The organism is Azospirillum sp., from assembly GCF_050789165.1.
Window position 1 is genome coordinate 46076 of the sequence record NZ_JBOZRT010000105.1, and the last position, 24315, is coordinate 70390.

Here is a 24315-nt window from a genome sequence, read left to right on the forward strand (position 1 = left end):
TGTCCCGGCCATCCACGACCTGAACCTTTGTGGACGTCCGAGTGCGTGGGTGCCCGGGACAAGCCCGGGCACGACGATTTAAGAAGCAGGCACCCGGCAGCCTACAGCTCCACCACCTCGATCACGCCCTGCACCGCCTTCAGCGCCGCGCGGCTCTGCGCGGTGATGTGGTACATGCCCGGCAGCTGGATCTCAACCTCCTTCAGCGGCTCGATCTCGACCAGCACGTGGATGCGGCCGCGGCCGCGCTGCAGGCGGTCCAGCATGCCCTTGAGGTTCGCCACCGGGCGGTCGTCGCGCACCACCACCTTCAAGCCCTCGGAGACCGAGGCCACCGCCTCTTCCAGCGGCTTGATCTCCTGGCAGGTCAGGCGGACCTCCTCGCCGTTGCGCTGGGCGTCCACCGTCAGCAGCACCGGCCGCCCCGGCTCCAGCAGGTCGCGGCTGCCGGACAGCACCTCGGAGAACAGCGTCACCTCGTAGCCGCCGGTGGAATCCGACAGCTCGACGAAGGCGAAGCGGTTGCCGGACTTGGCGGTCTTCTCCTTCTTCGAGACCACGATGCCCGCCATCTTGTAGCGGGTCGAGCCGCCGCGGCTCATCGCCTGATTGAGCTCGGCCGACCTCACCACCTTCATCCGTCCCAGCGGCCCGGCGAAGGCGTCGAGCGGGTGGGCCGAGAGGTAGAAGCCGATGGAGGCGAACTCGTGCTTCAGCTTCTCCAGCGGCTCCCAGTCGGAGACCTTCGGCAGGTCGGGTTCCTTGAGGCCGCCGCCGGCGCCACCGAACAGGTTGCCGATGCCGCTGTCGCGCTCCGCCGCCTCGGCCTGGGCGTAGCGGATCAGCGTCTCCAGCGCGGCGTGCACCTGGGCGCGGTTCGGGTTGATGCCGTCGAAGGCGCCGGCGCAGGTCAGGTTCTCCAGCTGGCGCTTGTTGATGGTCTTGAGGTCGAGGCGGCGGGCGAAGTCGAACAGGCTCTTGTACGGGCCGTTCTTCTGCCGCTCCTCCACCACCGCTTTCATGGCCGGCAGGCCGACGCCCTTCACCGCCGCCAGCGCGTAGCGCACCGCCTTCTCGCCGCCGCCCCCCTCGTTCTTACCAACCTCCTCCACCGAGAAGATGGCCGAGGACCGGTTGATGTCCGGCGACAGCAGCTTGATGCGCAGCCGTCCCAGCTCCTGCCGGAAGACGTTCAGCTTGTCGGTGTTGCCGAGGTCGAGCGTCATCGACGCCGCCATGAACTCGACCGGGTAGTTCGCCTTCAGGTACGCCGTGTGGTAGGCGACCAGCGCGTAGGCCGCCGCGTGGCTCTTGTTGAAGCCGTAGCCGGCGAACTTGGCCACCTGATCGAAGATCATGCTCGCCTGATCGCCGTCGACGCCGTTCTTGACCGCTCCCTCGACGAACTTGGCGCGCTCCTTGTCCATCTCCTCCTTGATCTTCTTGCCCATGGCGCGGCGCAGAAGATCGGCGCCGCCCAGCGAATAGCCGGACAGCACCTGGGCGATCTGCATGACCTGCTCCTGGTAGATCATGATCCCGAAGGTCTCCTTCAGGATCGGCTCCAGGGCCGGGTTCATGTAGTCGGGCGGCTCCTCCTTGTTCTTGACCTTGATGTATTTCGGGATGTTGTCCATCGGGCCGGGGCGGTAGAGCGACACCAGCGCGATGATGTCCTCCAGCCGGTTCGGCTTGAGCCGCCGCAGCACGTCGCGCATGCCCGAGCTTTCGAGCTGGAACACGCCGGTCGATTCCGCCCGCCCGAGAATCTCGTAGCTTCTCGGGTCGTCCAGCGGGACGGTGGTGAGGTCGGGCTTCCCGGGGATCAGGTCGACCGCGGTCTTCAGCACCGTCAACGTCTTCAGGCCGAGGAAGTCGAACTTCACCAGGCCGGCCTGCTCGACGTACTTCATGTTGAACTGGGTGACCGGCATGTCCGAGCGCGGGTCTCGGTACAGCGGCACCAGCTCGTCCAGCGGCCGGTCGCCGATCACCACGCCGGCGGCGTGGGTCGAGGCGTGGCGGAACAGGCCCTCCAGCTTCAGCGCGATGTTGATGAGGCGCGCCACCGTCTCGTCGCCGTCGCGCGCAGCGCGCAGCATCTCCTCGGTGTCGAGCGCCTGCTGGAGCGTGACCGGGTTGGCCGGGTTGTTCGGCACCATCTTGCAGATCTTGTCGACCTGCCCGTAGGGCATCTGCAGCACGCGCCCGACGTCGCGCAGCACGGCGCGCGCCTGCAGCTTACCGAAGGTGATGATCTGCGCGACGCGGTCGTAGCCGTACTTGCCCTGGACGTAGCGGATCACCTCTTCGCGGCGGTCCTGGCAGAAGTCCACGTCGAAGTCGGGCATCGACACGCGTTCGGGATTCAGGAAGCGCTCGAACAGCAGGCCGAAGCGCAACGGGTCGAGGTCGGTGATGGTCAGCGCCCAGGCGACCACCGAGCCGGCGCCCGAACCGCGGCCCGGCCCGACCGGGATGTCGTGCTCCTTCGCCCACTTGATGAAGTCCGACACGATCAGGAAGTAGCCGGGGAACTTCATCTTGATGATGACGTCCAGCTCGAACTCCAGCCGCTCGAAGTAGGTCTTGCGGGTCTCCGCCCGCTGCTCCGGCGTCATGTCGGGGGTGTAGACGACCTTCTCCAGGCGCATCTCCAGGCCCTCGCGGGACTGGACGCGCAGCTCGTCGTCCTCGTTGCGGTCGCCCTCGCAGGGGAACGGCGGCAGGATCGGCTTGATGGGCTTGAGCAGGAACGAGCAGCGCCGGGCGATGGCGACGGTGTTGTCCACCGCCTCCGGAAGGTCGGCGAACAGCAGCCGCATCTCCTCCGCCGACTTGAAGCGGTGGTCGGGGGTGACGCGGCGGCGGTCGTCCTGGCTGATGTAGGCGCCCTCGGCGATGCACAGCAGCGCATCGTGCGCCTCGTGCATGTCCTCGGTCGCGAAATAGCAGTCGTTGGTCGCCACCAGCGGCAGGTCTTGCGCGTAGGCGAGGTCGATGAGCGCCGGCTCGACGGCGTCCTCGACGGCGGTGAAGTGGCCGCCGTGGCGCTGCAGCTCGACGTACAGCCGGCCGGGGAACAGGCCCTTCAGCCGCTCCAGCACCTCCAGCGCCAGATCCTTCTGCCCCTCGCCGAGCAGGCGTCCGACGGTGCCCTGCGGCCCGCCGGTCAGCGCGATGAGCCCCTCCGAACGGCCTTCCAGAGCCTCCAGCGTCACCTGCGGGCCGGCCATCGGGTCCGACTCCAGGAACGCCTTGGACACCAGCTTCATCAGGTTACGGTAGCCGTCCTGGCTCTGGCAGAGCAGCACCAGCTGGTCCGGCTGAACCGCGCCCTTGCCGGGCAGGCCGGGCTTGGCGTTGGCCGGGCCGACGCGGGTGATGCCGAGCACCGTGCCGATGATCGGCTGCACGCCGACGTCGGACGCCGCCAGCGCGAATTCCAGCGCGCCGAACAGGTTGCCGGTGTCGGTGACCGCCACCGCGGGCATGTGCTGCTTCGCGCAGAGCTTGACCAGCTCCTTGACCTTGATGGCGCCCTCCGACAGCGAGTAGGCGGAGTGGACGCGCAGGTGGACGAAGTCGGCGTGCGGCATGGTGTCCAATATGGGATCGGGGATCGGGCGCGAGCATGTCGCACTTTCGCCGAAATTGCACGGGTGATATCAGGGACCCTGGCCCCGCCGAACGGGGTCGCCTGAGGAGCCCGCATGCGTCGCCCCCGCGTCCATCTCGCCTTCCTGGCCTTTGTCCTGCTGGCCGCCTGTCAGACCACCGAGAGCCCCCACGTCACCTACGGCGGCGCGGCCGGACTGGCTGCACCGCTCGCCCCCTCCCCCGGCCGCAAGGTCGCGGAACGGCGCGGCTGGGTGGTCGAGGCGGTGTCCGGCACCGTCACCGAACCTGCCCACTGCCGCGTCACCCGCCCCGGGGACAACGGGGCGACGCTGAGCTTCCAGGCCGCGCCCGGTAGCTTTTCGGTGCTGATCTCCACCCCCGACCGGCTGCTGGCGCCCGGCGCCACCTACGACCTGACGCTGGCGTTCGAGGGCGCGGCCCCCGAATCGCACAAGGCGGTAGCGCTGGATTCCGGCACGCTGATGGTGCGCATCCAGTCCCTCGACTACGAGGACATCACCGACCCCTACGCCCGCTCCAAGGGGCTGGAGGTGTCGAGTCCGCGCCTCGGCGGACGCATAGCAGCGTTTCCCCTCGCCGGATCGAACTGGGCGGTGAACGCGCTAGATGAGTGCCGCCGTCTCAACACCCGCAGCTGAGCCCCCCATGCGCCCGCTCCACATCCTCCTCGCCCTTTCGGTGGCGGCCGTCTGGGGTTGCAACTTCGTCGCCATCAAGGTGGGGCTGCGCGACATGCCGCCGCTGCTGTTCACCGCGCTGCGCTTCCTGCTGGCGGCGACGCCGCTGCTGGTGCTGGGCGTGCGCGGCGGACCGCCGGTGGCGTGGCGCTACATCCTCGGGATCGGGCTGGTGCTGGGCGCCCTGCAGTTCGCCCTGCTGTTCGCCGGCATCGACGCCGGCATGCCGGCCGGCCTGTCGTCGCTGGTGCTGCAGAGCCAGGCGTTCTTCACCCTGCTGTTCGCCACGCTGCTGCTCGGCGACCGGCCGGGGATCCGGCCGCTGGTCGGCATGGCGGTGGCGTTCGGCGGCATCGCGCTGATCGCCCGCGAGATGCAGGCCGGCGGGTCGCTGCTCGGCCTTGGGCTGGTGGTCGCGGCGGCCGTCGCCTGGGGGGCCGGCAACATCATCATGAAACAGGCCAGGGCGCCGGACCTGTTCCGCCTGATGCTGTGGGTCAGCGTCGTGCCGCCGCTGCCGCTGTTCCTGCTGTCGCTGGGGATGGAAGGGCCGGCGCGCATCGCCGGCGCGCTGACCGGCCTGACGTGGCCGGGCTTCGCCGCGCTGGCCTACATCGCCGCCGGGGCGACGCTGTACGGCTTCGCCAGCTGGGGCTTCCTGCTGCGCCACTACCCGGCCAGCCTCGTCGCCCCCTTCTCGCTGCTGGTGCCGATCTTCGGCATGAGTTCCAGCGCCCTGCTGCTGGGCGAGGACTTCAGCCCGACCAAGGCGGTCGGCGCCGCGCTGGTGTTCGGCGGGCTGGCGATCACGGTGCTGAAGCTGCCGCGGGGGCAGACCGCCCCCGCCACCGCGCCGACCCGTTAGACCAGGTACTGCCGCAGGAACTCCACGGTCCGCCCCCAGGCCAGCTTGGCGGCCTGCTCGTTGTAGCGGTCGGCGGAGGTGTCGTTGTTGAAGGCGTGGTTGGCACCCTCGTAGACGTAGATCTGGTGCGGCACGCCGGCCTTCTTCAGCGCCTCCTCATAGGAGGGGATCCCGGCGTTGACGCGCTGGTCGAGCCCGCCGTAATGCAGCAGCATCGGCGCCTTGATCGAGCCGACCTGCGCCGGGTCCGGCGTCGGGCCGTAGTAGGCGACGGCGGCCTTGAGGTCCGGCGCCTTGATGGCGAACTGGTTGACCATGCCGCCGCCCCAGCAGAAGCCGACCGCCCCCACCTTGCCGCTCGAATAGCGGTAGGACATCAGGAAGCTCTGCGCCGCGATCAGGTTGTTCACCGTCTTGCCGGCGTCGAGCTGGCCGAACATGTCGCGCGCCCGGTCGGCGTCGGCCGGCGTGCCGCCCAGCGGCGACAGCAGATCCGGCGCCAGCGCCACGAAGCCGTCGGCGGCGAAGCGGCGCACCACGTCCTCGATGTGCGGGTTGAGGCCGCGGTTTTCGTGGATGACGATCACCGCCGGCGCGCGTTCCGTCGTCTTCGGCCGCGCGAGGTAGCCGCGGACGTCGCCGGTCGCCCCCTGGAAGGAGACATTCTCCACGCTGATTCGCGGGTCGCCCGGCTCCACCACCGCCGCGCGGGCGTAATTGGGCTCGATGGCGGCCAGCACGGCCGGCACCGCGGCGGCGGAGCCGAGCAGCGCCGCCAGCCGCTCCAGGAACACCCGGCGCGGCAGCGGCGCGTGCGTGTACTCGTCGTAGAGGTCGATGATCGTCTGGTCCATGCGGCTCTCTCCCATCCCCGCGGATTTGCGGGAAAGTCTGCCGCACGCCCCGGCGATCGCCAATTCACCAAACGGTGAGGTGTGCCGTTCACGCGCGCGGCGGCAGCGGCGAGGTTCGCGCGACGCTCGGCCGCTCGGCCATCCGCTTGCCCCAGGCGTACAGGCGCGGCGCCTCGGCCATCATTGCGCGAGTCTCCGGCGTCATGGCCGAGTAGATCACCATCGGCGCCATCATCACGTCGGCCAGCGAGAACGCGTCGCCGGCCATGAAGGGCTGGTCGCCCAGCAGCCGCTCCCACTCGGCGTAGCAGATCCGCGCCATGGGCAGCGCCGCCTCCACCGCCGCCTCGTTGGTCGGCAGGCCCATCTTCGGCGCAATCAGGCGCTGGAACATGATGCCGCCGGCGCAGCTCGGCCAGCCGTACGAATCGAGGACGCCCATCACCTGATTCATCCGCGCCCGCTGCCGGGCGTCGGCGGGCTGCAGGGCCGGGCCGGCGAACGCCTCGTCCACGTAGCGGACGATGGCCTGCGTCTCGTACAGCGCGAAGCCGTCGTGCTCGAACGCCGGCACCTTGCCGAAGGGATGGCGGGCCAGATGATCCGGCAGCTTGTGCGCGCCGAACGGCATGTCGTTCAGCGTGTGCTCCACGCCCTTCTCGGCGAGCGCGATGCGCGCGCTCCAGACGTAGCTGCTCATTGCCGGACCGTGAAGCACGACAGGCGGCATGGAACCCCTCCCTCAGGTGGTTGCGTGTTCGATCAGCACACCTTCGTGCATTTCGAGCACGCGGTCCATACGCCGCGCCAGCTCCAGGTTGTGGGTGGCGATCAGCGCGCCGACGCGGGCCTGCCGGACGATCCCGGTCAGCGTGGCGAACACGCTTTCCGCGGTGTGCGGGTCGAGGTTGCCGGTGGGCTCGTCGGCGATCAGCAGGCCGGGGGCGTTGGCCAGCGCGCGGGCGATGGCGACGCGCTGCTGCTCGCCGCCCGACAGCCGCGCCGGCCGATGGCTGCCGCGCTGGTCGAGGCCGACCATGTGCAGCAGTTCCTTCGCCCGCGTCACCGCCTCGGACCGCTTCAGGCCGGCGATCATCTGCGGCAGCACGATGTTCTCCAGCGCGGTGAACTCCGGCAGCAGGTGGTGGAACTGGTAGACGAAGCCGATGGCCTTGCGGCGGATCTCCGTGCGCTTGCCGTCGTCCAGCGTCGAGGCGTCGGTGCCGCCGATGCGCACCGTGCCCGACGAGGGCCGCTCCAGCAGGCCGGCGATGTGCAGCAGCGTCGACTTTCCCGCACCGGAAGGCCCGACCAGACCGACCAGCTCGCCCGGACGGACGGTCAACTGCACGCCGCGCAGCACCTCCAGCCTGGTGCCGGCCTGCTCGAAGGTGCGGACCACGTCCTTCAATTCCAGCATGGGCCCCTCACTCATAGCGCAGGGCCTCCACCGGATCGAGCCGTGCCGCCCGCCAGGACGGGTAGACCGTGGCGGCGAAGGACAGGCCGAGCGCCATGCCCGTCACCTGCGCCACCTCGCCCCAGTCGATCTTCGCCGGCAGTTGCGAGAGGAAGTAGATCTCCGGCGAGAACAGCTCGGTTCCCGACAGCATCTGGATGAACTGCCGGATGCTCTCGATGTTCTGGCAGAACACCACGCCGAGGATCAGGCCGCCCACCGTGCCCATCACGCCGACCGAGGCGCCGGACAGGAAGAAGATGCGCATGATCATGCCGCGCGTGGCGCCCATGGTGCGCAGGATGGCGATGTCGCGCCCCTTGTCCTTCACCAGCATGATCAGGCTGGAGATGATGTTGAACGCCGCAACCATGATGATCAGCGACAGGATCAGGAACATCACGTTCCGCTCGACCTGCAGCGCGGTGAAGAAGCTGGCGTTCGACTGCTGCCAGTCGACCACGCGCCCAATGCCGGCCACCGCCGGCTGCAGGGCGGCGCGCTGGGCGCGGATCTGCACGGGGTCGGCGACGAACACCTCCAGCGAGGTCACCGCGTCGCCGGTGCGGAAGAACAGCTGCGCCTGCTCCAGCGGCATGAAGATGAACGAGTTGTCGTACTCGAACATGCCGACGTCGAAGATCGCGCCGATGTTGTAGCCCCGCATGCGCGGCACGGTGCCGAAGGCGGTGGCGTTGCCCTGCGGCGCGATCAGCGTGATCTGGTCGCCGACCGACAGCCCCAGGCGCTGCGCCATGCGGATGCCGATGGCGACGTTGTCCTCGCCGAAGGCGTCGGCGGTGCCGCGCAGGATGTGCTTGGACAGGGTCGGCCGCACCCGGAAGTCCTCCGGCCGCACGCCGCGCACCACGGCGCCGGACGCCATGCCGCGCACCGTGACCAGCGCTTGGCCCTCCACCGTCGGCGTCACGTTGGTGACGCCCGGCACCTGCCGCACGCGGTCGGCCAGGGCGTCGAAGTCGGTCAGCGGCCCGGGGGCCGCCGAATAGATGTTGAGGTGCCCGTTGAGGCCGAGCACGCGGCCCAGCAGCTCCGCGCGGAAGCCGTTCATCACCGCCATGACGATGATCAGCGTCGCCACGCCCAGCCCGATGCCGAGCAGCGAGAACCACGCGATGACGGAGATGAACCCCTCCTGCCGGCGGGCGCGGAGGTAGCGCATCGCGACCATGCGTTCGAACGCGGAGAAGATCATGGGGGGCGGTGTTCCGGAGTTGCGGCCGGCTGCCGGACGGCAGCGCTCAAGCGTAGATACGTGCCGCACGCCCGATGCGCAAGCGCTGCGCGGAACCGGCGCCGCCCTGCCCCGGCCCGCCGTCGCGTCAAGGCAGGGCGCCGGACCGCGCGGTTCCGGCTTGAGCGTTACCGCGGCCGATGCGGCGCCCTGTTCCGAGGTCGTACCCCGGTTTCGCCGGAACGCGGACGGATCTGCGCTTCGTCCCGGTTGCCATCCGCCGGCGGATGGCGCGACAGTGGAATCGTCGAGGGAACCAACAGGTGGGAGCGGCCGATGCCCGCGCTCGTCCAGCCCTTCTTCCACGCACCGACCTCCACGGTGAGCTACGCCGTGTACGACCGGCCGGGCGGCACCGCCGCGGTCATCGACTCCGTCCTCGACTTCGACGCCGCCGCCGGCCGCACCGGCAGCCAGTCGGCCGACGCGATCGCGGCCTTCCTGGCGGAGCACTCGCTGACGCTCGGCTGGATCCTGGAGACGCACATCCATGCCGACCACCTGTCGGCAGCCCCCACCCTGCAGCGCCGGCTCGGCGGGCGCATCGGCATCGGCGCCGGGGTGACCGAGGTGCAGGAGCATTTCGGCAAGGTCTTCAACGACCCGCTGGCCTTCCGCCCGCGGGGGCAGCCCTTCGACCGGCTGTTCGCCGACGGCGAGACCTTCACTGTCGGCGCCTTGCAGGGCCGCGTGCTGCACACGCCGGGTCACACGCGGGATTCGGTGAGCTACCTCATCGACGATACGGTGTTCGTCGGCGACACGCTGTTCATGCCCGACGGCGGAACCGCGCGCTGCGACTTCCCCGGCGGCAGCGCCGCCGAGCTGTTCGGCTCGATCCGCCGCCTGCTGGCGCTGGCGGAAGAAACGCGGCTGTTCGTCTGCCACGACTACGCACCGGGCGGCCGGCCGCACGCCTGGGAGACCACCGTGGCCGAGCAGCGCCGTGCCAACATCCACGTGCGCGACGGCGTCGCCGAAGCCGCCTACGTGGCGCTGCGCACCGCCCGCGACAAAACGCTGCCGATGCCGGCGCTGATCATCCCGGCGGTGCAGGTGAACGCCGCGGCCGGCCACCTGCCGCCGCCGGACAGCAACGGCGTGGTGTACCTGAGGGTGCCGGTGAACGTGCTGTAGGAGCACCGGTCGCCCCACCCCATCCCTCCCCTGCGCGGCAGAGAGGGACGAGGTGGGGCCATACCCGTCAGCGCGCCAGCTTCGCCAGCGCGCTCTCCACCGACAGCTCCTCGCGCTCGCCGGTGGCGCGGCGCTTCAGTTCGACGACGCCGTTCTTCAGGCCGCGCGGGCCGACCACGAGGTGCCACGGCAGGCCGATCAGGTCCATGTCGGCGAACTTCACGCCCGGCCGCTCGTCGCGGTCGTCGTACAGCACCTCGACGCCCTGGGCCTGCAGCTTGGCGTACAGCTCCCCGCAGACGCGGTCGGTCTCGGCGTCGCCGGGCTTCAGGTTGACGAGGCCGACGTTGAAGGGCGCCACGGCGTCCGGCCAGATGATGCCGTTGTCGTCGTGGCTGGCCTCGATGATCGCGGCCACCAGGCGCGACACGCCGATTCCGTAGCTGCCCATCTCCACGTGCACCGGCTCGCCGTTCGGGCCGGCGACGGTGGCGTTCATCGGCTTGGAGTACTTGGTGCCGAAGTTGAAGATGTGGCCGACCTCGATGCCGCGGGCGCTCTCCAGCCGGTCCTCCGGCACCGGGCAGGAGGCGGCGTCGTGCTTCTCGTCGGTGGCGGCGTAGATCGAGGTGTACTTGTCGAAGAACGGCTGCAGGTCGTCCCTGTAGTCCGGCGCATCCGACAGCACGTCCAGGTCGAGCCACGCCTTGTCGCAGAACACGCCGCTCTCGCCGGTCTCGGCCAGGATGATGAACTCGTGGCTGAGGTCGCCGCCGATCGGGCCGGTGTCGGCGCGCATCGGGATCGCCTTCAGGCCCATGCGGGCGAAGGTGCGCAGGTAGGCCAGGAACATCGCCTGGTAGGAGCGCCGCGCGCCCGCCGGGTCGATGTCGAAGGAGTAGGCGTCCTTCATCAGGAACTCGCGGCCGCGCATCACGCCGAAGCGCGGGCGGACCTCGTCGCGGAACTTCCACTGGATGTGGTAGAGGTTCAGCGGCAGCTGGCGGTAGCTGCGCACGAACGTCCGGAAGATGTCGGTGATCATCTCCTCGTTCGTCGGGCCGTAGAGCATCTCGCGCTCGTGCCGATCGGTGATGCGCAGCATCTCCTTGCCGTAGTCGTCGTAGCGCCCGCTCTCCTTCCACAGGTCCGCCGACTGGATGGTCGGCATCAGCAGTTCCTGGGCACCGGCGGCGTCCTGCTCCTCGCGGACGATCTGCTCGATCTTCTTCAGCACCTTGTGGCCGAGCGGCAGCCACGCGTAGATGCCGGCCGACTGCTGGCGGATCATGCCGGCGCGCAGCATCAGCCGGTGCGAGACGATCTGCGCCTCGGTCGGGGTTTCCTTGAGGGTCGGCAGGAAGAAGGTCGAGAGCCGCATGACGGAATTCCAAGTCGCTCGGGAATGAGGGTCAGCGACTTTAGGAACCCGCCGCGCTCTTGTCCACCGAACCGTGTCTATCGAACCGTCCGGCACAGCGCGACCAGCTCCGCTTCGCTGGCGGCGTTCAGCGGCTGGCCGTTGAAGAACAGGCGGTTGCCCTGGATGCTCAGCCGGCCGACCTCCGCCGTCCGCGGCAGCGCGCCCGCGCCCGGCGTGGCGAACCCCAGCCGGCGGGCGACCTCCAGCGTCACCGGAATCTCGAAGCGGTCCATCGGCGCCGCGCCGGCCGAACCCGGCAGGTCCGCCGGGGCGACGCGGTTGCCCCGCACGTCGACGCCGGGCTTGTACTCGACGTCCGCCGAGGGCACGTGGCGCGGCAGGGTGCGGCAGATCGCGACGTCGAACGTCGGCGTCTGCGCCGCGGCGGGCGTCCCACCCGGCAGCTGGGCCAGCAGGAGGCCCAGCAGAGCGGCGGCGTCAGTCCTGCACCGTGACCGCACTGGGCATCGCCTTCCAGTAGATGGAGAGGTAGGGCATGCCCTTCTCCGCCTCCTCCTGGGAGCGGGCCGACTGGCGGATGTACTTGCCGATGTAGGTCTTGTTCACGTGCTCCAGATCGACGGCGCACTTGATGACCAGCATCTCGCCGACGCGGTCGGGCAGGTTGAACTGCCATTTCTGCAGGGCGTCGTTCAGCACGCCGGCCTTGGCCTGCTCCTTGCCCTGCACGACGAATTCCTGGTGGTGGTACTGGCTCAGCTCCTTGATAGCCGAAGCGATCTTGCCGGGCTTGATGCGCACCAGCGCCTTGAACACGCGGGTGTCGTCGCGGAACAGCGGCAGGTAGCCGCGCTTGTCCGCCAACTGGTTCAGCATGGTGTAGAGGCCGGCCATGACGCCGCCCTCCTCCTCGCCGCCCTCGTTGGGCTTGGGCTCCGGCTTGGCGGCGTTCTTGCGCCCGAACAGCGAGGCGAAGAAGCCGCCCTTCTTCTTCTCGGTCTCCTGCGAGGAGGAGGGGGCCGACGCCTTGCGCTCGTCCCACAGCGCGTCCCAGGCGTAGTCCCAGGCGGGGAACACCACGTTGTTGCGGTCGTCCAGCAGCGTCTGCAGGTACTCGCGCCCGTCCCTGGCCCAGTCCACGTCGCCGACGATGGCGCGCACCGGGCGGCGGCTGAGCACGACCGGGAAGATGCCGACCCGCACCACCTCGCTGTAGATGTCGAGGAACGACGGCGTCTGCGCGAACGGCAGAGGCGCGCACGGCCGGCGGTCGGGCTGAAGCAGCTCCATGTTTTTCCTGGTGCGCTCCAGCAACTCGGTCAGCAGGACCGAAGAAAACTGTTCGAACCGTTCGCTTTCGGATACGGCCATGGATGCCTCGATCACTCTCCCTTGCGCACCATAGGCCATGGTGGCCGTCGGGTGCCAGCGCCTATGGAAGGCGCCTCATGCGCACTTCATCCGCGGTCGTTCATCTCGCCCATCGGCATTTGATTCTACTACTTTAAAAAAATCCTAAAAGACCCTTCACGACCGAATCACTTTTCGGTCCGCGACCGGACAGGAAATGTCCGGCGCCGCCGCCGGCAACCGCACAAAGTAAGGGCCGCGAGGCGGATGCCGCGCGGCCCGAGTCTTGGGAGGAATCGCCACCAGGCGTAGGAAAAGGGGATGCGCCCTTCTCTGCGATGAATACTGCGCTTCACCTTGCCGAATGGCAAGACCGCGAGCGGGTTAACGCCGATCATCATCACATTTTCTTCAGGTTTTGCCGATCATCTGTGCGATTGCTCAAGCAACAGGCAGCAATTTGCCTGCATCGCGGGCATCATAGCCGGTGAATCCCTGGCGCATGGCGGCCATCCAGGGCGGGTTGCGCGCCTCCACCACCGCCCAGACCGGGCAGCCGGGGTGATGCGCGCCCGGCAGATAGCCGAGACTCATCAGGAACTCGCCGACGATCTCCCCGCCGGTGAAGCGGAAGCTGCGCTTGAACAGCTTGACCCATTCGGCCTTGGGCAGCGGGTGGTGTGCCGCCAGCCAGCCGGCGAAGGAGCCGTGGTGCGGGCGCAAGGCGACGATGCGCCGGGCGTTCTCGATGGCGGCGTCCACCTTCAGCCGGTTGCGGATGATGCCGGAGTCGGCGAGCAGCCGCGCCCGCTCCGTCTCGCCGTACGCGGCGACGCGGTCGATGTCGAAGCCGTCGTAGGCGGCGCGGAAGGCGTCCCGCTTCTTCAGGATGGTCAACCAGGACAGGCCGGCCTGGTTGATCTCCAGCACCAGCCGCTCGAAGAGCAGGGTGTCGTCGTCGGTGGGAAAGCCGTACTCGGTGTCGTGGTAGGGCGCGTGCACGGGATGGCCCGGCGCGGCCTCGCAATAGGTCTGGGCACCCACGACGTCATCTCCCCGCTTCGTTGATCGCGGGGGGAGTCTACATTCCCTTGGCCATCTCGCGGAACGAAATCAGGTCGGAGTTGTACAGCAGCACGATGCCCAGCGTGATGAGCGCCGACAGCGCGGTCGTCACGGCGAACTTGACCAGCAGCATGGGCTTCTGCGGCGCGCTGTCGGCCATGCCGGGCTCCGCCCGCTCCGGGGTGCGCACGCCCCACGGCAGGACGGCGAAGAGGACCGTCCACCACACGGTGAAGAAGATCGCGCCGATGGTGACCGGTCCCATGGGATGCCCCTACGCCTGCTCGAGTTCCACCAGGGTGCCGCAGAAGTCCTTCGGGTGCAGGAACAGCACCGGCTTGTCGTGCGCGCCGATCTTCGGCTCGCCGTCGCCGAGCACGCGCGCGCCCTGCGCCTTGAGCTGGTCGCGCGCCGCCAGGATGTCCTCCACCTCGTAGCAGATGTGGTGGATGCCGCCGGACGGGTTCTTTTCCAGGAACGGCGCCACCGGCGACTTGTCGCCGAAGGGGTGCAGCAGCTCGATCTTGGTGTTGGGCAGGGTGACGAAGACGACGGTGACGCCGTGCGGCGGCAGGTCCACCGGCGCCGAGACCTGGGCGCCGAGCGTGTCGCGGTAGAGCGCGGTGGCCGCCGGCAGGTCCGGTACGACGATGGCGACGTGGTTGAGCTTGCCGATCATGTGAGTTCCCCGATGTCTTCTTTTTATGAAGCGGCCCAACCTACGCCTAAATGCGGACGAGGTGAACGTCCGTCACCGGCTTCTTGCCGTGCGAGGCGTTGAAGGTGCGGCGCACCGCGACGCGCGCCGCCTCCTTCACCAGGGCGTCGTCCTGGCGCGCCGGCTTCGGCAGGCCGGCGATCGCCTCGCGCACCGCGTCCACCACGTCGAGCAGCACCTCGTGGTCGGTCTCGCCGCTGTCCAGCAGGCCCATCACCGCCACCTGCGGCGCGGTGACCAGCTCACCCTTGGCGTTGAGCACCAGCGTCGCCACCGCGGCGCCATTGTGCACCATGCGGGTGCGCGCCCGCATCAGCCCGGTGTCGAGCGGCACCAGCCGCTTGCCGTCGATGGCCAGCCGGCCGGTGCGCACCTGCGTCACCACCTCGACCGGTCCCGGCGCCAGCCGCACCACGTCTCCGTCGCCCGGCACCAGCCCGTGCGGCACCTGGCAGCCCTGCGCGATGCGGGCGTGCGCCAGCTGGTGGCGCTGCTCGCCGTGCACAGGCACCGCGACCTTCGGGCGGACCCACTGGTACATCTGCACCAGCTCGTCCTGCGCCGGGTGGCCGGAGACATGGACGAAGGCGTCGTCGGCGGTCACCACCTCGATGCCCTTGTTGACCAGCAGGTTCTGCACGCGGCCGATGGCGCGCTCGTTGCCGGGGATCTCGCGCGAGGAGAAGATCACCGTGTCGCCGGGGTCCAGCGTCACCTGCGGGTGGTCGCCGCCGGCGATGCGCGCCAGGGCGGAGCGCGGCTCGCCCTGGCTGCCGGTGCAGATCATCACCAGCTTGTCCTTGGGCAGGTAGGCCGCGTCATGCTCGCTGAGGAACGGCGGCACGTCCTTGAGGTAGCCGTTGGAGCGCGCCGCCTCGTTGATCCGCCACAGCGAGCGGCCGACCAGCGCGACGTTGCGCCCGTTCGCCGCCGCCGCCACGGCGATGCTCTCCAGCCGCGCCACGTTGGTGGCGAAGCAGGTCACCGCGATGCGGTTCGGATAGCGGCCGAGCAGGTCGGTCAGCGTCGCGCGCACCTGCGCCTCGGAACCGGAGCGGCCGGGCACCATCGCGTTGGTGCTGTCGCCGACCAGCGCCAGCACGCCCTCGTCGCCGAGCGCGCGCAGCCGCGCCTCGTCGGTCACCGGGCCGATCAGCGGCGCGGGGTCGAGCTTCCAGTCGCCGGTGTGCAGCACCAGCCCGGCCGGCGTGCGGATCGCCAGCGCGTTCGGCTCGGGGATCGAGTGGGTGAGCGTGACGAACTCCAGCTGGAACGGCCCCAGCTCGAACGTGCCGCCCAGCGGGATCTCGTGGATCGGCACCCTGTTGGCGAGCTGGCGCTCGTACAGCTTGGCGCGCAGCACCGAGGCGGTGAACGGCGTGCAGTAGACCGGGCATTGCAGCTGCGGCCACAGGTACTGGACGGCGCCCAGATGGTCCTCGTGCGCGTGCGTCAGCACCAGCCCGACGAGGTTTTCCCGCTGCTCCCGGATGAACGCCGGGTCCGGCATGATGACGTCGAGGCCGGGCATGGTGTCGTCGGCGAACGAAATCCCTAAGTCCACCATCAGCCATTTGCCGCGGTGGCCGTACAGGTTCAGGTTCATGCCGATCTCGCCCGACCCGCCGAGCGGCAGGAAATACAGGCCGTCCCCATCCGGGGTGAACTGGCTGTCCACTGTCACTTTACCGCTGTCTTGTTGCCTGGCGTGTTGCGTTTGTAGACCGACAACAGGCCGCGCATGGTCAGCTCGTTGTCGACGTGGTGGATCATGGAGGTGGCCTCGGCGAACGTCCGGCCAAGTCCCCCGGTGGCGATCACCGTGACGGGCGGGTCGCCCGTCGGGGACAACTCGGCCGAGATGCGGGTGATCAGCCCTTCGATCATGCTGGTGTAGCCCCAGAACATGCCGGACTGCATGGCCGCCACCGTACCCTTGCCGACGACGTGCGCCGGCCGGACGATCTCCACCTTCGGCAGCTGGGCCGCCACCTTGTGCAGGGCATCCAGCGCCAGGCTCGGCCCCGGCGCGATGGCGCCGCCGACGAAGTTGCCGTCCCGGTCCACCACGTCGAAGGTGGTGCCGGTGCCGATATCGACGATGATCAGCGGCGCCGGATAGGTCTCGGCCGCGGCGATGGAGTTCACCAGCCGGTCGGCGCCGGCCTCCTTCGGGTTGTCCAGCAGCACCTTGATGCCGAGGTCGACGCCCGGGTCGCCGACCCGCATCGGCTCGCACTGGAAGTGGTTGGTGCACAGCCGGTTGAGGTCGAAGGTGGCGGCCGGCACCACGCTGGACAGCACGGCGGCGTGGATGTCCGCGGGCTTCAGCCCCTTGACCGCCATCAGGCTGAACAGCCAGACGGCGTACTCGTCGGCGGTGCGGCGGCTATCCGTGGAGATGCGCCACTGGCCGCGCTTCTCGTCGCCGTCGAACACGGCGAAGACCACGTTGGTGTTGCCGGCGTCGATGGCGAGCAGCATGCGTCATGATCCCGGAAAGAAGACGTCGCCGGCGGCGATCCGCACGGGCGCGCCACCGTCGCCCCTATCGAGCAGCAGAACGCCGTCGCTGTCCAGGTCGACGAAGGTGCCGGACAGCTCGCGGTCGCTCAGCCGCACCACCACCGGCCCGCCGCGGTTGACCGCACGGGCCAGCCACGCGGCGCGCACCGGATCGAAGCCCTCGGCCTGCCAGCGCGCGTACCAGCGCGCCAGCGTCTGCGCGTAGACCTCCAGCGCCGTCGCCGGCTCGGGGTGCTCCGCGCCCTCCTCGGCCAGCGAGGTGGCGGCGAACTCGGTTCCCTCGGGAAAATGCCGGAGGTTTATGCCGACGCCGAGCACCAGCCAGGACAGACGCCCGTCGGCGCCGGCTTCCGACTCCAGAAGGATGCCGGCGACCTTGCGACCGTTGACCAGCACGTCGTTCGGCCACTTGCAGCGCACCGCGGCCATGGGCGGCAGGAACGCCTCCGCCGTCTCGGCGATGGCGAGGGAAGCGACGAACGACATCTGCGCGGCGACGGCGGGCGTCACGCGCGGGCGCAGGATGGTGGAGGTGTAGAGGTTGCCCTCGGGCGAGGTCCAGGCCCGCCCGCGCCGGCCGCGGCCGGTCTGCTGGCTCCGGGCCCAGACGACGGTGCGCTCCGGAAAGCCGGAGCGCGCGCGGTCCTTGGCTTCGTCGTTGGTGCTGCCGACGGCGCCGAGGGCGACGACCTGGAAGCCCGGGGGAAGGGACAGGGCCCCTGCCCCCGCCCCCGGAAATTCAGGAGTCGCTTCGTCGGTCATCCGGTCAGCCGGCGAACAGCGCCGCCGCTGCGGTGGCGGCGTAGTTCAGGATCGGGGCCGGAACGACGAAGAACAGCAGCGTGAACGCGGTGGTGCCGACCAGGATGGCGGACATGCCGTCGTCCGTCACCTTGTCGAAGCCGCCGGCCGGCTCGTCGAAGTACATGACCTTGATGATGCGCAGGTAGTAGTACGCGCCCACCACGCTGGTCAGCACGCCGATGATGGCGGTGACGTACAGCCCGGCCTGAACGGCGGCCAGGAAGACGTACAGCTTGCTGAAGAAGCCGGCCATCGGCGGGATGCCCGCCATGGAGAACATGAAGATCGCCATGGCGGCGGCCAGCATCGGGTTGGTGCGGGCGAGGCCGGACAGGTCCTTGATCTCCTCCACCATGCGGCCCTTCTGCTTCATGCAGAGGATGACCGCGAAGGCGCCGACGTTCATGAACAGGTAGATCGCCATGTAGATCAGCACGCCGCGCACACCTTCCTGCGTGCCGGTGGCGAGGCCGACCAGCGCGTAGCCGATGTGGCCGATCGAGCTGTAGGCCATCAGGCGCTTGATGTTGGTCTGCACGATGGCGGCGAAGGCGCCGAGCGCCATCGACATGATCGACGAGGCGATGATGATCTGCTGCCAGCTGTGCGCCATGTGGCCGAACGGCTCGATCAGCACGCGGGTGAGCAGCGCGATGGCGGCGACCTTCGGGGCGACCGCGAAGAAGGCGGTCACCGGCGTCGGGGCGCCCTGGTAGACGTCCGGCGTCCACATGTGGAACGGGACGGCCGAGATCTTGAAGGCCAAGCCGGCGGCGACGAACACCAGGCCGATGATCAGGCCGACCGACGGGTGCGTGCCCCCGGCCAGCAGCGTGGCGATCTTGTCGAAGGCCGTGGTGCCGGCGAAGCCGTAGACCAGCGAGGAGCCGTACAGCAGCAGGCACGACGACAGCGCGCCGAGCACGAAGTACTTCAGGCCGGCTTCCGACGAGGCGCCCGAGTCACGCCGGAAGGCGGCGATGACGTACAGCGACAGGCTCTGCGTCTCCAGGCCGACGTACAGCGAGATGAGATCGTTGGCCGAGATCATCATCAGCATGCCCAGCGTGGCGAAGAGCATGAGGATGGGGAACTCGAACCGGTTCATCTGCTCGCGCTCGATGTAGCCGAGCGACATGATGACGGCGAGCGACGAGGCCACCAGCACCAGCACCTTCATGAAGACGCCGAAGGCGTCCATCACGAACAGGCCGTTGAAGGTGACGACACGGCCGGAGCCGTAGCCGAGCGAGAGGAACGCCGCGAACAGCAGCGCGCCGACGGTGAGGTAGGCCACCATGCGGGTGGAGCCCTCGCCGCGGAACACGCCGAGCATGAGCAGCGCCATGCCCGCGCACGCCAGGAAGATTTCCGGCAGGGCCGGCCAAAGGTCGGGGAACTGGGCGATCATGGCATACCCTCTAGCGCGCGGCCACGGTGACGCCGCTGGCGGACGCGGCCAGCTTGGTCTCGTAGGTCTTGATCAGGTTGTCGACCGACGCCGACGTGATCTTCAGGAAGCTGGACGGATAGATGCCCATCCACAGCACCACGACGATCAGCGGCACGAACACCGCGATCTCGCGGATGTTCATGTCGTACATCGCCTTCAGGTCCGGCTTGACCAGCTTGCCGAACACGATGCGGCGCAGCAGCCACAGCGCGTAGGCGGCGCCCAGGATCAGGCCGGTGGCCGCCAGCGCCGCCACCCAGGTGTTGTCCTGGAAGGCGCCCAGCAGCACGAGGAACTCGCCGACGAAGCCCGAGGTGCCGGGCAGGCCGACCGAGGCCATGGTCATGAAGCCGAACACGATGGCGTACTTCGGCATGTTGTGCACCAGGCCGCCGTAGCGCGCGATCTCGCGGGTGTGCAGCCGGTCGTACACCACGCCGACGCACAGGAAGAGCGCGCCCGACACGATGCCGTGCGACAGCATCTGGAAGATCGAGCCCTCGACGCCCTGCTGGTTCAGCGTGAACATGCCGATGGTGACGAAGCCCATGTGCGCGACCGACGAGTAGGCGATCAGCTTCTTCATGTCCTCCTGGGCCAGCGCCACCAGCGAGGTGTAGATCACCGCGACGATGGACAGCGTGTAGACCAGCGGCGCGAAGTACTCCGTCGCCTCCGGCAGCATCGGGATGTTGAAGCGCAGGAAGCCGTAGCCGCCCATCTTCAGCAGCACGCCCGCCAGGATGACCGAGCCGGCGGTCGGCGCCTCGACGTGGGCGTCCGGCAGCCAGGTGTGCACCGGCCACATCGGCACCTTCACCGCGAACGAGGCGAAGCAGGCCAGCCACAGCCAGATCTGCATGGTGCGGTCGAAGTGCGTGGCGGTGATCGTCGGGATGTCCGTGGTGCCGGCGACGAACCACATCGACAGGATGGCGATGAGCATCAGCACGGAGCCGAGCAGCGTGTACAGGAAGAACTTGAACGCCGCGTACACGCGCCGCTGCCCGCCCCACACGCCGATGATCAGGAACATCGGGATCAGCACGCCCTCGAAGAACATGTAGAAGAGGACGAAGTCGAGCGCGCAGAACATGCCGACCATCAGGGTCTCGAGGACCAGGAAGGCCACCATGTACTCCTTGACGCGGGTCTGGATGCTCTCCCACGAGGCGAGGATGCACAGCGGCGTCAGGAAGGTGGAGAGGATGACGAACAGCATGGAGATGCCGTCGACGCCCATGTGGTAGTTGACCTTGAAGGCTGGGATCCATTCCGCCTTCTCGACCATCTGGTAGCCCGGGTTGGCCGGATCGAAGTGGAACCAGATGAACAGCGACAGCACGAAGTTGATGAGCGTCGTGATCAGGGCGATCTTGCGCGCCTGATTGGCCACGGCCTCCGGGCTCCCGCGCTGGATCAGGATGAACAGCGCGCCGACGAGCGGCAGGAAGGTGGTGATCGACAGGATCGGCATTTTCTTATTCCCCTTGAGCCGCTCAGCCGAACAGCGAGAGCCACACGACCAGCGCGACCACGCCGATCACCATCGCGAAGGCGTAGTGGTAGACGTAGCCCGACTGCATGCGCGAGGCCTTGGCCGCGACGTTCTGCGTGGCGGCCGCCAGGCCGTCCGGGCCGACGCCGTCGATGAGCGCGCCGTCGCCGCCCTTCCACAGGCCGTGGCCGAGCCAGCGCGCCGGGCGCACGAACGCCCAGTCGTACAGCTCGTCGAAGTACCACTTGTTGTACAGGAAGGCGTGGACGCCCTTGAAGGTGCCGGCGATCGCGCCCGGCAGGCGCGGCAGCAGCAGGTACAGCAGGTAGGCCAGCGCGATGCCGATCAGGCCGACGATGATCGGCAGGATGCCGACCCAGCTGGGCAGATCGTGGTGCGCCGCCTCGATGCTGTCGTGGGCCGGCAGCACGAAGATCGCCTTGCCCCAGAAATCGGCGCGGTGGTGGCCGATGAAGCTGTCGGCGAACAGGATGCCGGAGAGCACCGCGCCGGCGCCCAGCACGAACAGCGGCACCAGCATCACCAGCGGCGACTCATGGGCGTGCTCGAACACCTTCTTCGGCATGCGCGGCGCGCCGTGGAAGGACATGATCAGCAGGCGCCAGGAGTAGAAGGCGGTCATCAGCGCCGCCGAGATGCCGAGCCAGAAGGCCAGCATGCCGACCGGGCTGTGCGCGGCGAACGCCGCCTCGAGGATCATGTCCTTCGAGTAGAAGCCGGCGAAGATCGGCAGGCCGGCCAGCGCCAGGTTGCCGATCCACATCAGCGCGTAGGTGACGGGGATCTTCTTCCACACGCCGCCCATGTTGCGCATGTCCTGCTCGTGGTGCAGGGCGTGGATGACGGAGCCGGCGCCGAGGAACAGCAGCGCCTTGAAGAAGGCGTGCGTGAACAGGTGGAACATGGCCGCGCCGTAGGCGGAGACGCCGGCGGCGAAGAACATGTAGCCGAGCTGCGACATCGTCGAATAGGCGATGACGCGCTTGATGTCGAACTGGGTGAAGCCGATGGTCGCGGCGACGAACGCGGTGAAGGCGCCGACGACGGTCACCACCTCGAGCGCGGCGGGCGCGTACTCGAACAGCGGCGACAGGCGGCACACCATGAACACGCCGGCGGTCACCATGGTGGCCGCGTGGATGAGCGCCGACACCGGGGTCGGGCCTTCCATCGCGTCCGGCAACCAGGTGTGCAGGCCGAGCTGCGCCGACTTGCCCATGGCGCCGACGAACAGCAGCAGGCAGGCGACGGTCAGCGCGTCGAAGTCCCAGCTCAGGAAGTGCAGGGTCTTGCCGACCAGCTCCGGCGCCTTGGCGAAGGCGACGTCGAACTGCAGCGAGCCTGTCAGCACGAACACCGAGAAGATGCCGAGCGCGAAGCCGAAATCGCCGACGCGGTTGACCAGGAAGGCCTTCATCGCCGCGTTGTTGGCCGACGGCTTCTCGTACCAGAAGTTGATCAGCAGGTACGAGGCGACGCCGACGCCCTCCCAGCCGAAGAACATCTGCACGAAGTTGTCGGCCGTCACCAGCATCAGCATGCAGAAGGTGAAGAACGACAGGTAGGCCTGGAAGCGCGGCTTGTTCGGGTCTTCGGCCATGTAGCCGACCGAGTAGACGTGCACGCACGCCGACACGGTGTTGACCACCACCAGCATGACCGCGGTCAGCTGGTCGACGCGCAGCGCCCAGAACACGTCCAGCGAGCCGGACTTGATCCAGCGGAACAGCTCTATGGTGCGCGGCGAGCCGCCGTGGCCGGTGATCTGGAAGAACAGGATCCACGACATGATGGCGGCGAGGATCACCGCGCCGCAGGTGACGACCTGCGCCGTGCGATCACGCCAGTCCGCCGGAGCGGCCGGATGATGGTCGTCGTGGCCGTGGTCATCGTGCCCATGGTCGTCGTGGCCATGCGCATCGTGATGGTGGTCGTGGTGGCCGTGGTCATGCCCATGGCCATGCGCGGCGGCGCCCTTCGGCGCGCCGTTGTGGCCATAGGCGAACAGCGACAGCGAACCGGCGATGAGGAACGCCAGCAGCGGCAGGAATACGACAAGGACTTCCATGGCGCGTCCTCAGCCCCTCATCATGTTGATGTCTTCGACTCGGATCGAGCCGCGGTTGCGGAAGTAGACCACCAGGATGGCGAGGCCGATGGCCGCCTCGGCGGCCGCCACGGTCAGGATGATCATCGAGAACACCTGGCCGACCAGGTCGTGCAGGTACACCGAGAAGGCGACGAGGTTCAGGTTCACCGCCAGCAGCATCATCTCGATGGACATCAGGATGATGATGACGTTCTTGCGGTTCAGGAAGATGCCGAAGATCCCGAGGGTGAACAGGATCGCGGCGACCGTCAGGTAATGACCGAGCCCGATTTCCATTTTTTAGACGCCTTCTCCGGTCGGGACCTTGATGACCGCCATCGTCTCTTCGCGGCGGCGGGCCAGCTGGGCCGAGATGTCCTGCTTGCGCACGCCTTCGCGGCGCCGCAGCGTCAGCACGATGGCACCCATCATGGCGATCAGCAGCACGATGCCCGACGCCTGGAACAGGTACGCGTACTGGGTGTAGATGAGCTGCCCGAGCGCCCGGGTGTTGTTCACCTGATCGATCGCCGGGGTCGGCGCGCCGAGGGCCTGGCTGGCCGCCGGGGCCACCGCCCAGGCGCCGAACACCACGGCCAACTCGGCCAGCAGCACGAGGCCGATCAGCGCGCCGAACGGCATGTACTGCGCGGCGCCCTGGCGCAGCTCGCGGAAATTGATGTCGAGCATCATCACGACGAACAGGAACAGCACCGCGACGGCGCCCACGTAGACGATGACCAGGATCATCGCCAGGAACTCAGCCCCCATCAGCACGCACAGGCCGGCGGCCTGGAAGAACGCCAGGATGAGGTAAAGCACCGAGTGAACCGGGTTCCGCGCGGAGATGACCATCACGCCGGAGGCCACCAGGATGGCGGAGAAAAGGTAAAACGCCAGGACTTGAACAATCATTGTATCCCCGCCTCCGCGGTCGAGGTTTTTCCGTTCGTCATCGGGGCCGGGAGCGCAATCCCCCTACCCCGCCAAGGGCGATCGAGTGTTTAGCGGTAGGGCGCTTCGTTCGCAAGGTTGGCGGCGAGCAGGGCTTCCCAGCGGTCGCCGTTCGCCAGCAGCTTATCCTTGTTGTAGAAGAGCTCCTCGCGCGTCTCCGTCGAGAACTCGAAGTTCGGGCCTTCGACGATGGCGTCCACCGGGCAGGCTTCCTGACAGAAGCCGCAGTAGATGCACTTCGTCATGTCGATGTCGTAGCGCGTGGTGCGGCGGCTGCCGTCCTCGCGCGGTTCGGCCTCGATGGTGATGGCCAGCGCCGGGCACACCGCCTCGCACAGCTTGCACGCGATGCAGCGCTCCTCGCCGTTGGGATAACGGCGCAGCGCGTGCTCGCCGCGGAAGCGCGGGCTGATCGGGCCCTTCTCGAACGGGTAGTTCAGCGTCACCTTCGGCCTGAACATGTAGCTGAAGGTCAGGCTGAGGCCGCGCACCAGCTCCACCAGGAAGAAGCTGCGCGCCGTGCGGTCGAGGAATGCCATGGCCTCTTGTTCTCCTTTAAGCACG

At 68.4% G+C, this 24315-nt stretch carries 23 protein-coding genes; 3 read left to right on the forward strand and 20 right to left on the reverse strand.

Annotated features, from left to right (window positions below; all coding sequences use genetic code 11):
- Window positions 1-101 precede the first annotated feature (101 nt).
- Window positions 102-3599, reverse strand: coding sequence for a DNA polymerase III subunit alpha (gene dnaE, locus ACRWK7_RS23870; RefSeq protein WP_431858819.1), 3498 nt, complete (start codon window positions 3597-3599; stop codon window positions 102-104).
- A 114-nt stretch (window positions 3600-3713) separates the two neighbouring features.
- Between dnaE and ACRWK7_RS23875 the strand changes: the two genes are divergently transcribed.
- Together ACRWK7_RS23875 and ACRWK7_RS23880 are read left to right on the forward strand one after the other, a co-directional pair.
- Entirely contained in the window at window positions 3714-4280 is a 567-nt protein-coding gene (locus tag ACRWK7_RS23875; protein ID WP_431858820.1) for a hypothetical protein, read from the forward strand.
- A 7-nt stretch (window positions 4281-4287) separates the two neighbouring features.
- On the forward strand, window positions 4288-5184 hold the full coding sequence (locus ACRWK7_RS23880) for an EamA family transporter (RefSeq protein WP_431858821.1): 897 nt from the start codon (window positions 4288-4290) through the stop codon (window positions 5182-5184).
- Here the strand turns inward: ACRWK7_RS23880 and ACRWK7_RS23885 are convergent.
- The 4 genes from ACRWK7_RS23885 to ACRWK7_RS23900 form a co-directional block, all read right to left on the reverse strand.
- Complete coding sequence (locus tag ACRWK7_RS23885) at window positions 5181-6038, reverse strand: dienelactone hydrolase family protein (protein WP_431858822.1); 858 nt, start codon at window positions 6036-6038, stop codon at window positions 5181-5183. The genes ACRWK7_RS23880 and ACRWK7_RS23885 overlap by 4 nt on opposite strands.
- 88 nt (window positions 6039-6126) lie before the next feature.
- Entirely contained in the window at window positions 6127-6768 is a 642-nt protein-coding gene (locus ACRWK7_RS23890) for a glutathione S-transferase family protein (RefSeq protein ID WP_431858823.1), read from the reverse strand.
- Between the two features lie 12 nt (window positions 6769-6780).
- Entirely contained in the window at window positions 6781-7458 is a 678-nt protein-coding gene (locus ACRWK7_RS23895) for an ABC transporter ATP-binding protein (protein ID WP_431858824.1), read from the reverse strand.
- A gap of 7 nt (window positions 7459-7465) precedes the next feature.
- Entirely contained in the window at window positions 7466-8713 is a 1248-nt protein-coding gene (locus ACRWK7_RS23900; RefSeq protein WP_431858825.1) for a lipoprotein-releasing ABC transporter permease subunit, read from the reverse strand.
- 315 nt (window positions 8714-9028) lie between these two features.
- Between ACRWK7_RS23900 and ACRWK7_RS23905 the strand changes: the two genes are divergently transcribed.
- Window positions 9029-9889, forward strand: coding sequence for an MBL fold metallo-hydrolase (locus ACRWK7_RS23905; protein ID WP_431858826.1), 861 nt, complete (start codon window positions 9029-9031; stop codon window positions 9887-9889).
- Window positions 9890-9956: 67 nt separating this feature from the next.
- Here ACRWK7_RS23905 and proS read toward each other — a convergent pair whose 3' ends face one another.
- The 15 genes from proS to nuoI all read right to left on the reverse strand — a co-directional run bounded on the left by proS (window position 9957) and on the right by nuoI (window position 24290).
- Window positions 9957-11270 (reverse strand): proline--tRNA ligase, encoded by a 1314-nt coding sequence (proS, locus tag ACRWK7_RS23910; RefSeq protein WP_431858827.1) that lies wholly within the window; start codon window positions 11268-11270, stop codon window positions 9957-9959.
- A 77-nt stretch (window positions 11271-11347) separates the two neighbouring features.
- Window positions 11348-11773 (reverse strand): hypothetical protein, encoded by a 426-nt coding sequence (locus ACRWK7_RS23915; protein WP_431858828.1) that lies wholly within the window; start codon window positions 11771-11773, stop codon window positions 11348-11350.
- Window positions 11751-12644, reverse strand: coding sequence for a hypothetical protein (locus tag ACRWK7_RS23920; protein ID WP_431858829.1), 894 nt, complete (start codon window positions 12642-12644; stop codon window positions 11751-11753). The genes ACRWK7_RS23915 and ACRWK7_RS23920 overlap by 23 nt, the downstream gene beginning before the upstream one ends.
- Before the next feature lie 420 nt (window positions 12645-13064).
- Window positions 13065-13667 (reverse strand): DNA-3-methyladenine glycosylase I, encoded by a 603-nt coding sequence (locus ACRWK7_RS23925; RefSeq protein WP_431858830.1) that lies wholly within the window; start codon window positions 13665-13667, stop codon window positions 13065-13067.
- A 37-nt stretch (window positions 13668-13704) separates the two neighbouring features.
- Window positions 13705-13953: a DUF1467 family protein gene (locus ACRWK7_RS23930; protein WP_431858831.1), complete on the reverse strand. Its 249-nt coding sequence runs from the start codon at window positions 13951-13953 to the stop codon at window positions 13705-13707.
- Between the two features lie 9 nt (window positions 13954-13962).
- Complete coding sequence (mce, locus tag ACRWK7_RS23935; RefSeq protein ID WP_431858832.1) at window positions 13963-14367, reverse strand: methylmalonyl-CoA epimerase; 405 nt, start codon at window positions 14365-14367, stop codon at window positions 13963-13965.
- Window positions 14368-14413: 46 nt separating this feature from the next.
- Complete coding sequence (locus ACRWK7_RS23940; protein ID WP_431858925.1) at window positions 14414-16012, reverse strand: ribonuclease J; 1599 nt, start codon at window positions 16010-16012, stop codon at window positions 14414-14416.
- Between the two features lie 74 nt (window positions 16013-16086).
- Window positions 16087-16890, reverse strand: a complete 804-nt coding sequence (locus ACRWK7_RS23945; RefSeq protein ID WP_431858833.1) for a type III pantothenate kinase — start codon at window positions 16888-16890, stop codon at window positions 16087-16089.
- Between the two features lie 3 nt (window positions 16891-16893).
- Window positions 16894-17694, reverse strand: coding sequence for a biotin--[acetyl-CoA-carboxylase] ligase (locus ACRWK7_RS23950; protein WP_431858834.1), 801 nt, complete (start codon window positions 17692-17694; stop codon window positions 16894-16896).
- A 4-nt stretch (window positions 17695-17698) separates the two neighbouring features.
- On the reverse strand, window positions 17699-19147 hold the full coding sequence (nuoN, locus tag ACRWK7_RS23955; protein WP_431858835.1) for an NADH-quinone oxidoreductase subunit NuoN: 1449 nt from the start codon (window positions 19145-19147) through the stop codon (window positions 17699-17701).
- Between the two features lie 10 nt (window positions 19148-19157).
- Window positions 19158-20666: an NADH-quinone oxidoreductase subunit M gene (locus tag ACRWK7_RS23960; protein WP_431858836.1), complete on the reverse strand. Its 1509-nt coding sequence runs from the start codon at window positions 20664-20666 to the stop codon at window positions 19158-19160.
- 22 nt (window positions 20667-20688) lie between these two features.
- The gene (gene nuoL, locus ACRWK7_RS23965) at window positions 20689-22776 is read right to left on the reverse strand and encodes an NADH-quinone oxidoreductase subunit L (RefSeq protein WP_431858837.1); all 2088 of its coding nucleotides are present in this window, start codon (window positions 22774-22776) and stop codon (window positions 20689-20691) included.
- A 9-nt stretch (window positions 22777-22785) separates the two neighbouring features.
- Window positions 22786-23094 (reverse strand): NADH-quinone oxidoreductase subunit NuoK, encoded by a 309-nt coding sequence (gene nuoK / locus ACRWK7_RS23970; RefSeq protein WP_109117184.1) that lies wholly within the window; start codon window positions 23092-23094, stop codon window positions 22786-22788.
- Window positions 23095-23097: 3 nt separating this feature from the next.
- Window positions 23098-23712: an NADH-quinone oxidoreductase subunit J gene (locus ACRWK7_RS23975; RefSeq protein ID WP_431858838.1), complete on the reverse strand. Its 615-nt coding sequence runs from the start codon at window positions 23710-23712 to the stop codon at window positions 23098-23100.
- 89 nt (window positions 23713-23801) lie between these two features.
- Window positions 23802-24290 (reverse strand): NADH-quinone oxidoreductase subunit NuoI, encoded by a 489-nt coding sequence (gene nuoI, locus ACRWK7_RS23980; protein ID WP_431858839.1) that lies wholly within the window; start codon window positions 24288-24290, stop codon window positions 23802-23804.
- Between the last annotated feature and the right edge of the window lie 25 nt (window positions 24291-24315).

What these genes read in the sequence shown, in the direction of transcription:
- ACRWK7_RS23890 (WP_431858823.1), bottom strand. Translation starts at nt 6,768, where the DNA reads ATGCCGCCTGTCGTGCTTCACGGTCCGGCAATGAGCAGCTACGTCTGG.
- ACRWK7_RS23875 (WP_431858820.1), top strand. Translation starts at nt 3,714, where the DNA reads ATGCGTCGCCCCCGCGTCCATCTCGCCTTCCTGGCCTTTGTCCTGCTG.
- ACRWK7_RS23975 (WP_431858838.1), bottom strand. Translation starts at nt 23,712, where the DNA reads ATGATTGTTCAAGTCCTGGCGTTTTACCTTTTCTCCGCCATCCTGGTG.
- ACRWK7_RS23895 (WP_431858824.1), bottom strand. Translation starts at nt 7,458, where the DNA reads ATGCTGGAATTGAAGGACGTGGTCCGCACCTTCGAGCAGGCCGGCACC.
- mce (WP_431858832.1), bottom strand. Translation starts at nt 14,367, where the DNA reads ATGATCGGCAAGCTCAACCACGTCGCCATCGTCGTACCGGACCTGCCG.
- nuoN (WP_431858835.1), bottom strand. Translation starts at nt 19,147, where the DNA reads ATGATCGCCCAGTTCCCCGACCTTTGGCCGGCCCTGCCGGAAATCTTC.
- nuoK (WP_109117184.1), bottom strand. Translation starts at nt 23,094, where the DNA reads ATGGAAATCGGGCTCGGTCATTACCTGACGGTCGCCGCGATCCTGTTC.
- ACRWK7_RS23930 (WP_431858831.1), bottom strand. Translation starts at nt 13,953, where the DNA reads ATGGGACCGGTCACCATCGGCGCGATCTTCTTCACCGTGTGGTGGACG.
- proS (WP_431858827.1), bottom strand. Translation starts at nt 11,270, where the DNA reads ATGCGGCTCTCGACCTTCTTCCTGCCGACCCTCAAGGAAACCCCGACC.
- ACRWK7_RS23880 (WP_431858821.1), top strand. Translation starts at nt 4,288, where the DNA reads ATGCGCCCGCTCCACATCCTCCTCGCCCTTTCGGTGGCGGCCGTCTGG.
- dnaE (WP_431858819.1), bottom strand. Translation starts at nt 3,599, where the DNA reads ATGCCGCACGCCGACTTCGTCCACCTGCGCGTCCACTCCGCCTACTCG.
- nuoL (WP_431858837.1), bottom strand. Translation starts at nt 22,776, where the DNA reads ATGGAAGTCCTTGTCGTATTCCTGCCGCTGCTGGCGTTCCTCATCGCC.
- ACRWK7_RS23920 (WP_431858829.1), bottom strand. Translation starts at nt 12,644, where the DNA reads ATGGCCGTATCCGAAAGCGAACGGTTCGAACAGTTTTCTTCGGTCCTG.
- ACRWK7_RS23900 (WP_431858825.1), bottom strand. Translation starts at nt 8,713, where the DNA reads ATGATCTTCTCCGCGTTCGAACGCATGGTCGCGATGCGCTACCTCCGC.
- ACRWK7_RS23950 (WP_431858834.1), bottom strand. Translation starts at nt 17,694, where the DNA reads ATGACCGACGAAGCGACTCCTGAATTTCCGGGGGCGGGGGCAGGGGCC.
- ACRWK7_RS23945 (WP_431858833.1), bottom strand. Translation starts at nt 16,890, where the DNA reads ATGCTGCTCGCCATCGACGCCGGCAACACCAACGTGGTCTTCGCCGTG.
- ACRWK7_RS23940 (WP_431858925.1), bottom strand. Translation starts at nt 16,012, where the DNA reads ATGAACCTGAACCTGTACGGCCACCGCGGCAAATGGCTGATGGTGGAC.
- ACRWK7_RS23960 (WP_431858836.1), bottom strand. Translation starts at nt 20,666, where the DNA reads ATGCCGATCCTGTCGATCACCACCTTCCTGCCGCTCGTCGGCGCGCTG.
- nuoI (WP_431858839.1), bottom strand. Translation starts at nt 24,290, where the DNA reads ATGGCATTCCTCGACCGCACGGCGCGCAGCTTCTTCCTGGTGGAGCTG.
- ACRWK7_RS23885 (WP_431858822.1), bottom strand. Translation starts at nt 6,038, where the DNA reads ATGGACCAGACGATCATCGACCTCTACGACGAGTACACGCACGCGCCG.
- ACRWK7_RS23905 (WP_431858826.1), top strand. Translation starts at nt 9,029, where the DNA reads ATGCCCGCGCTCGTCCAGCCCTTCTTCCACGCACCGACCTCCACGGTG.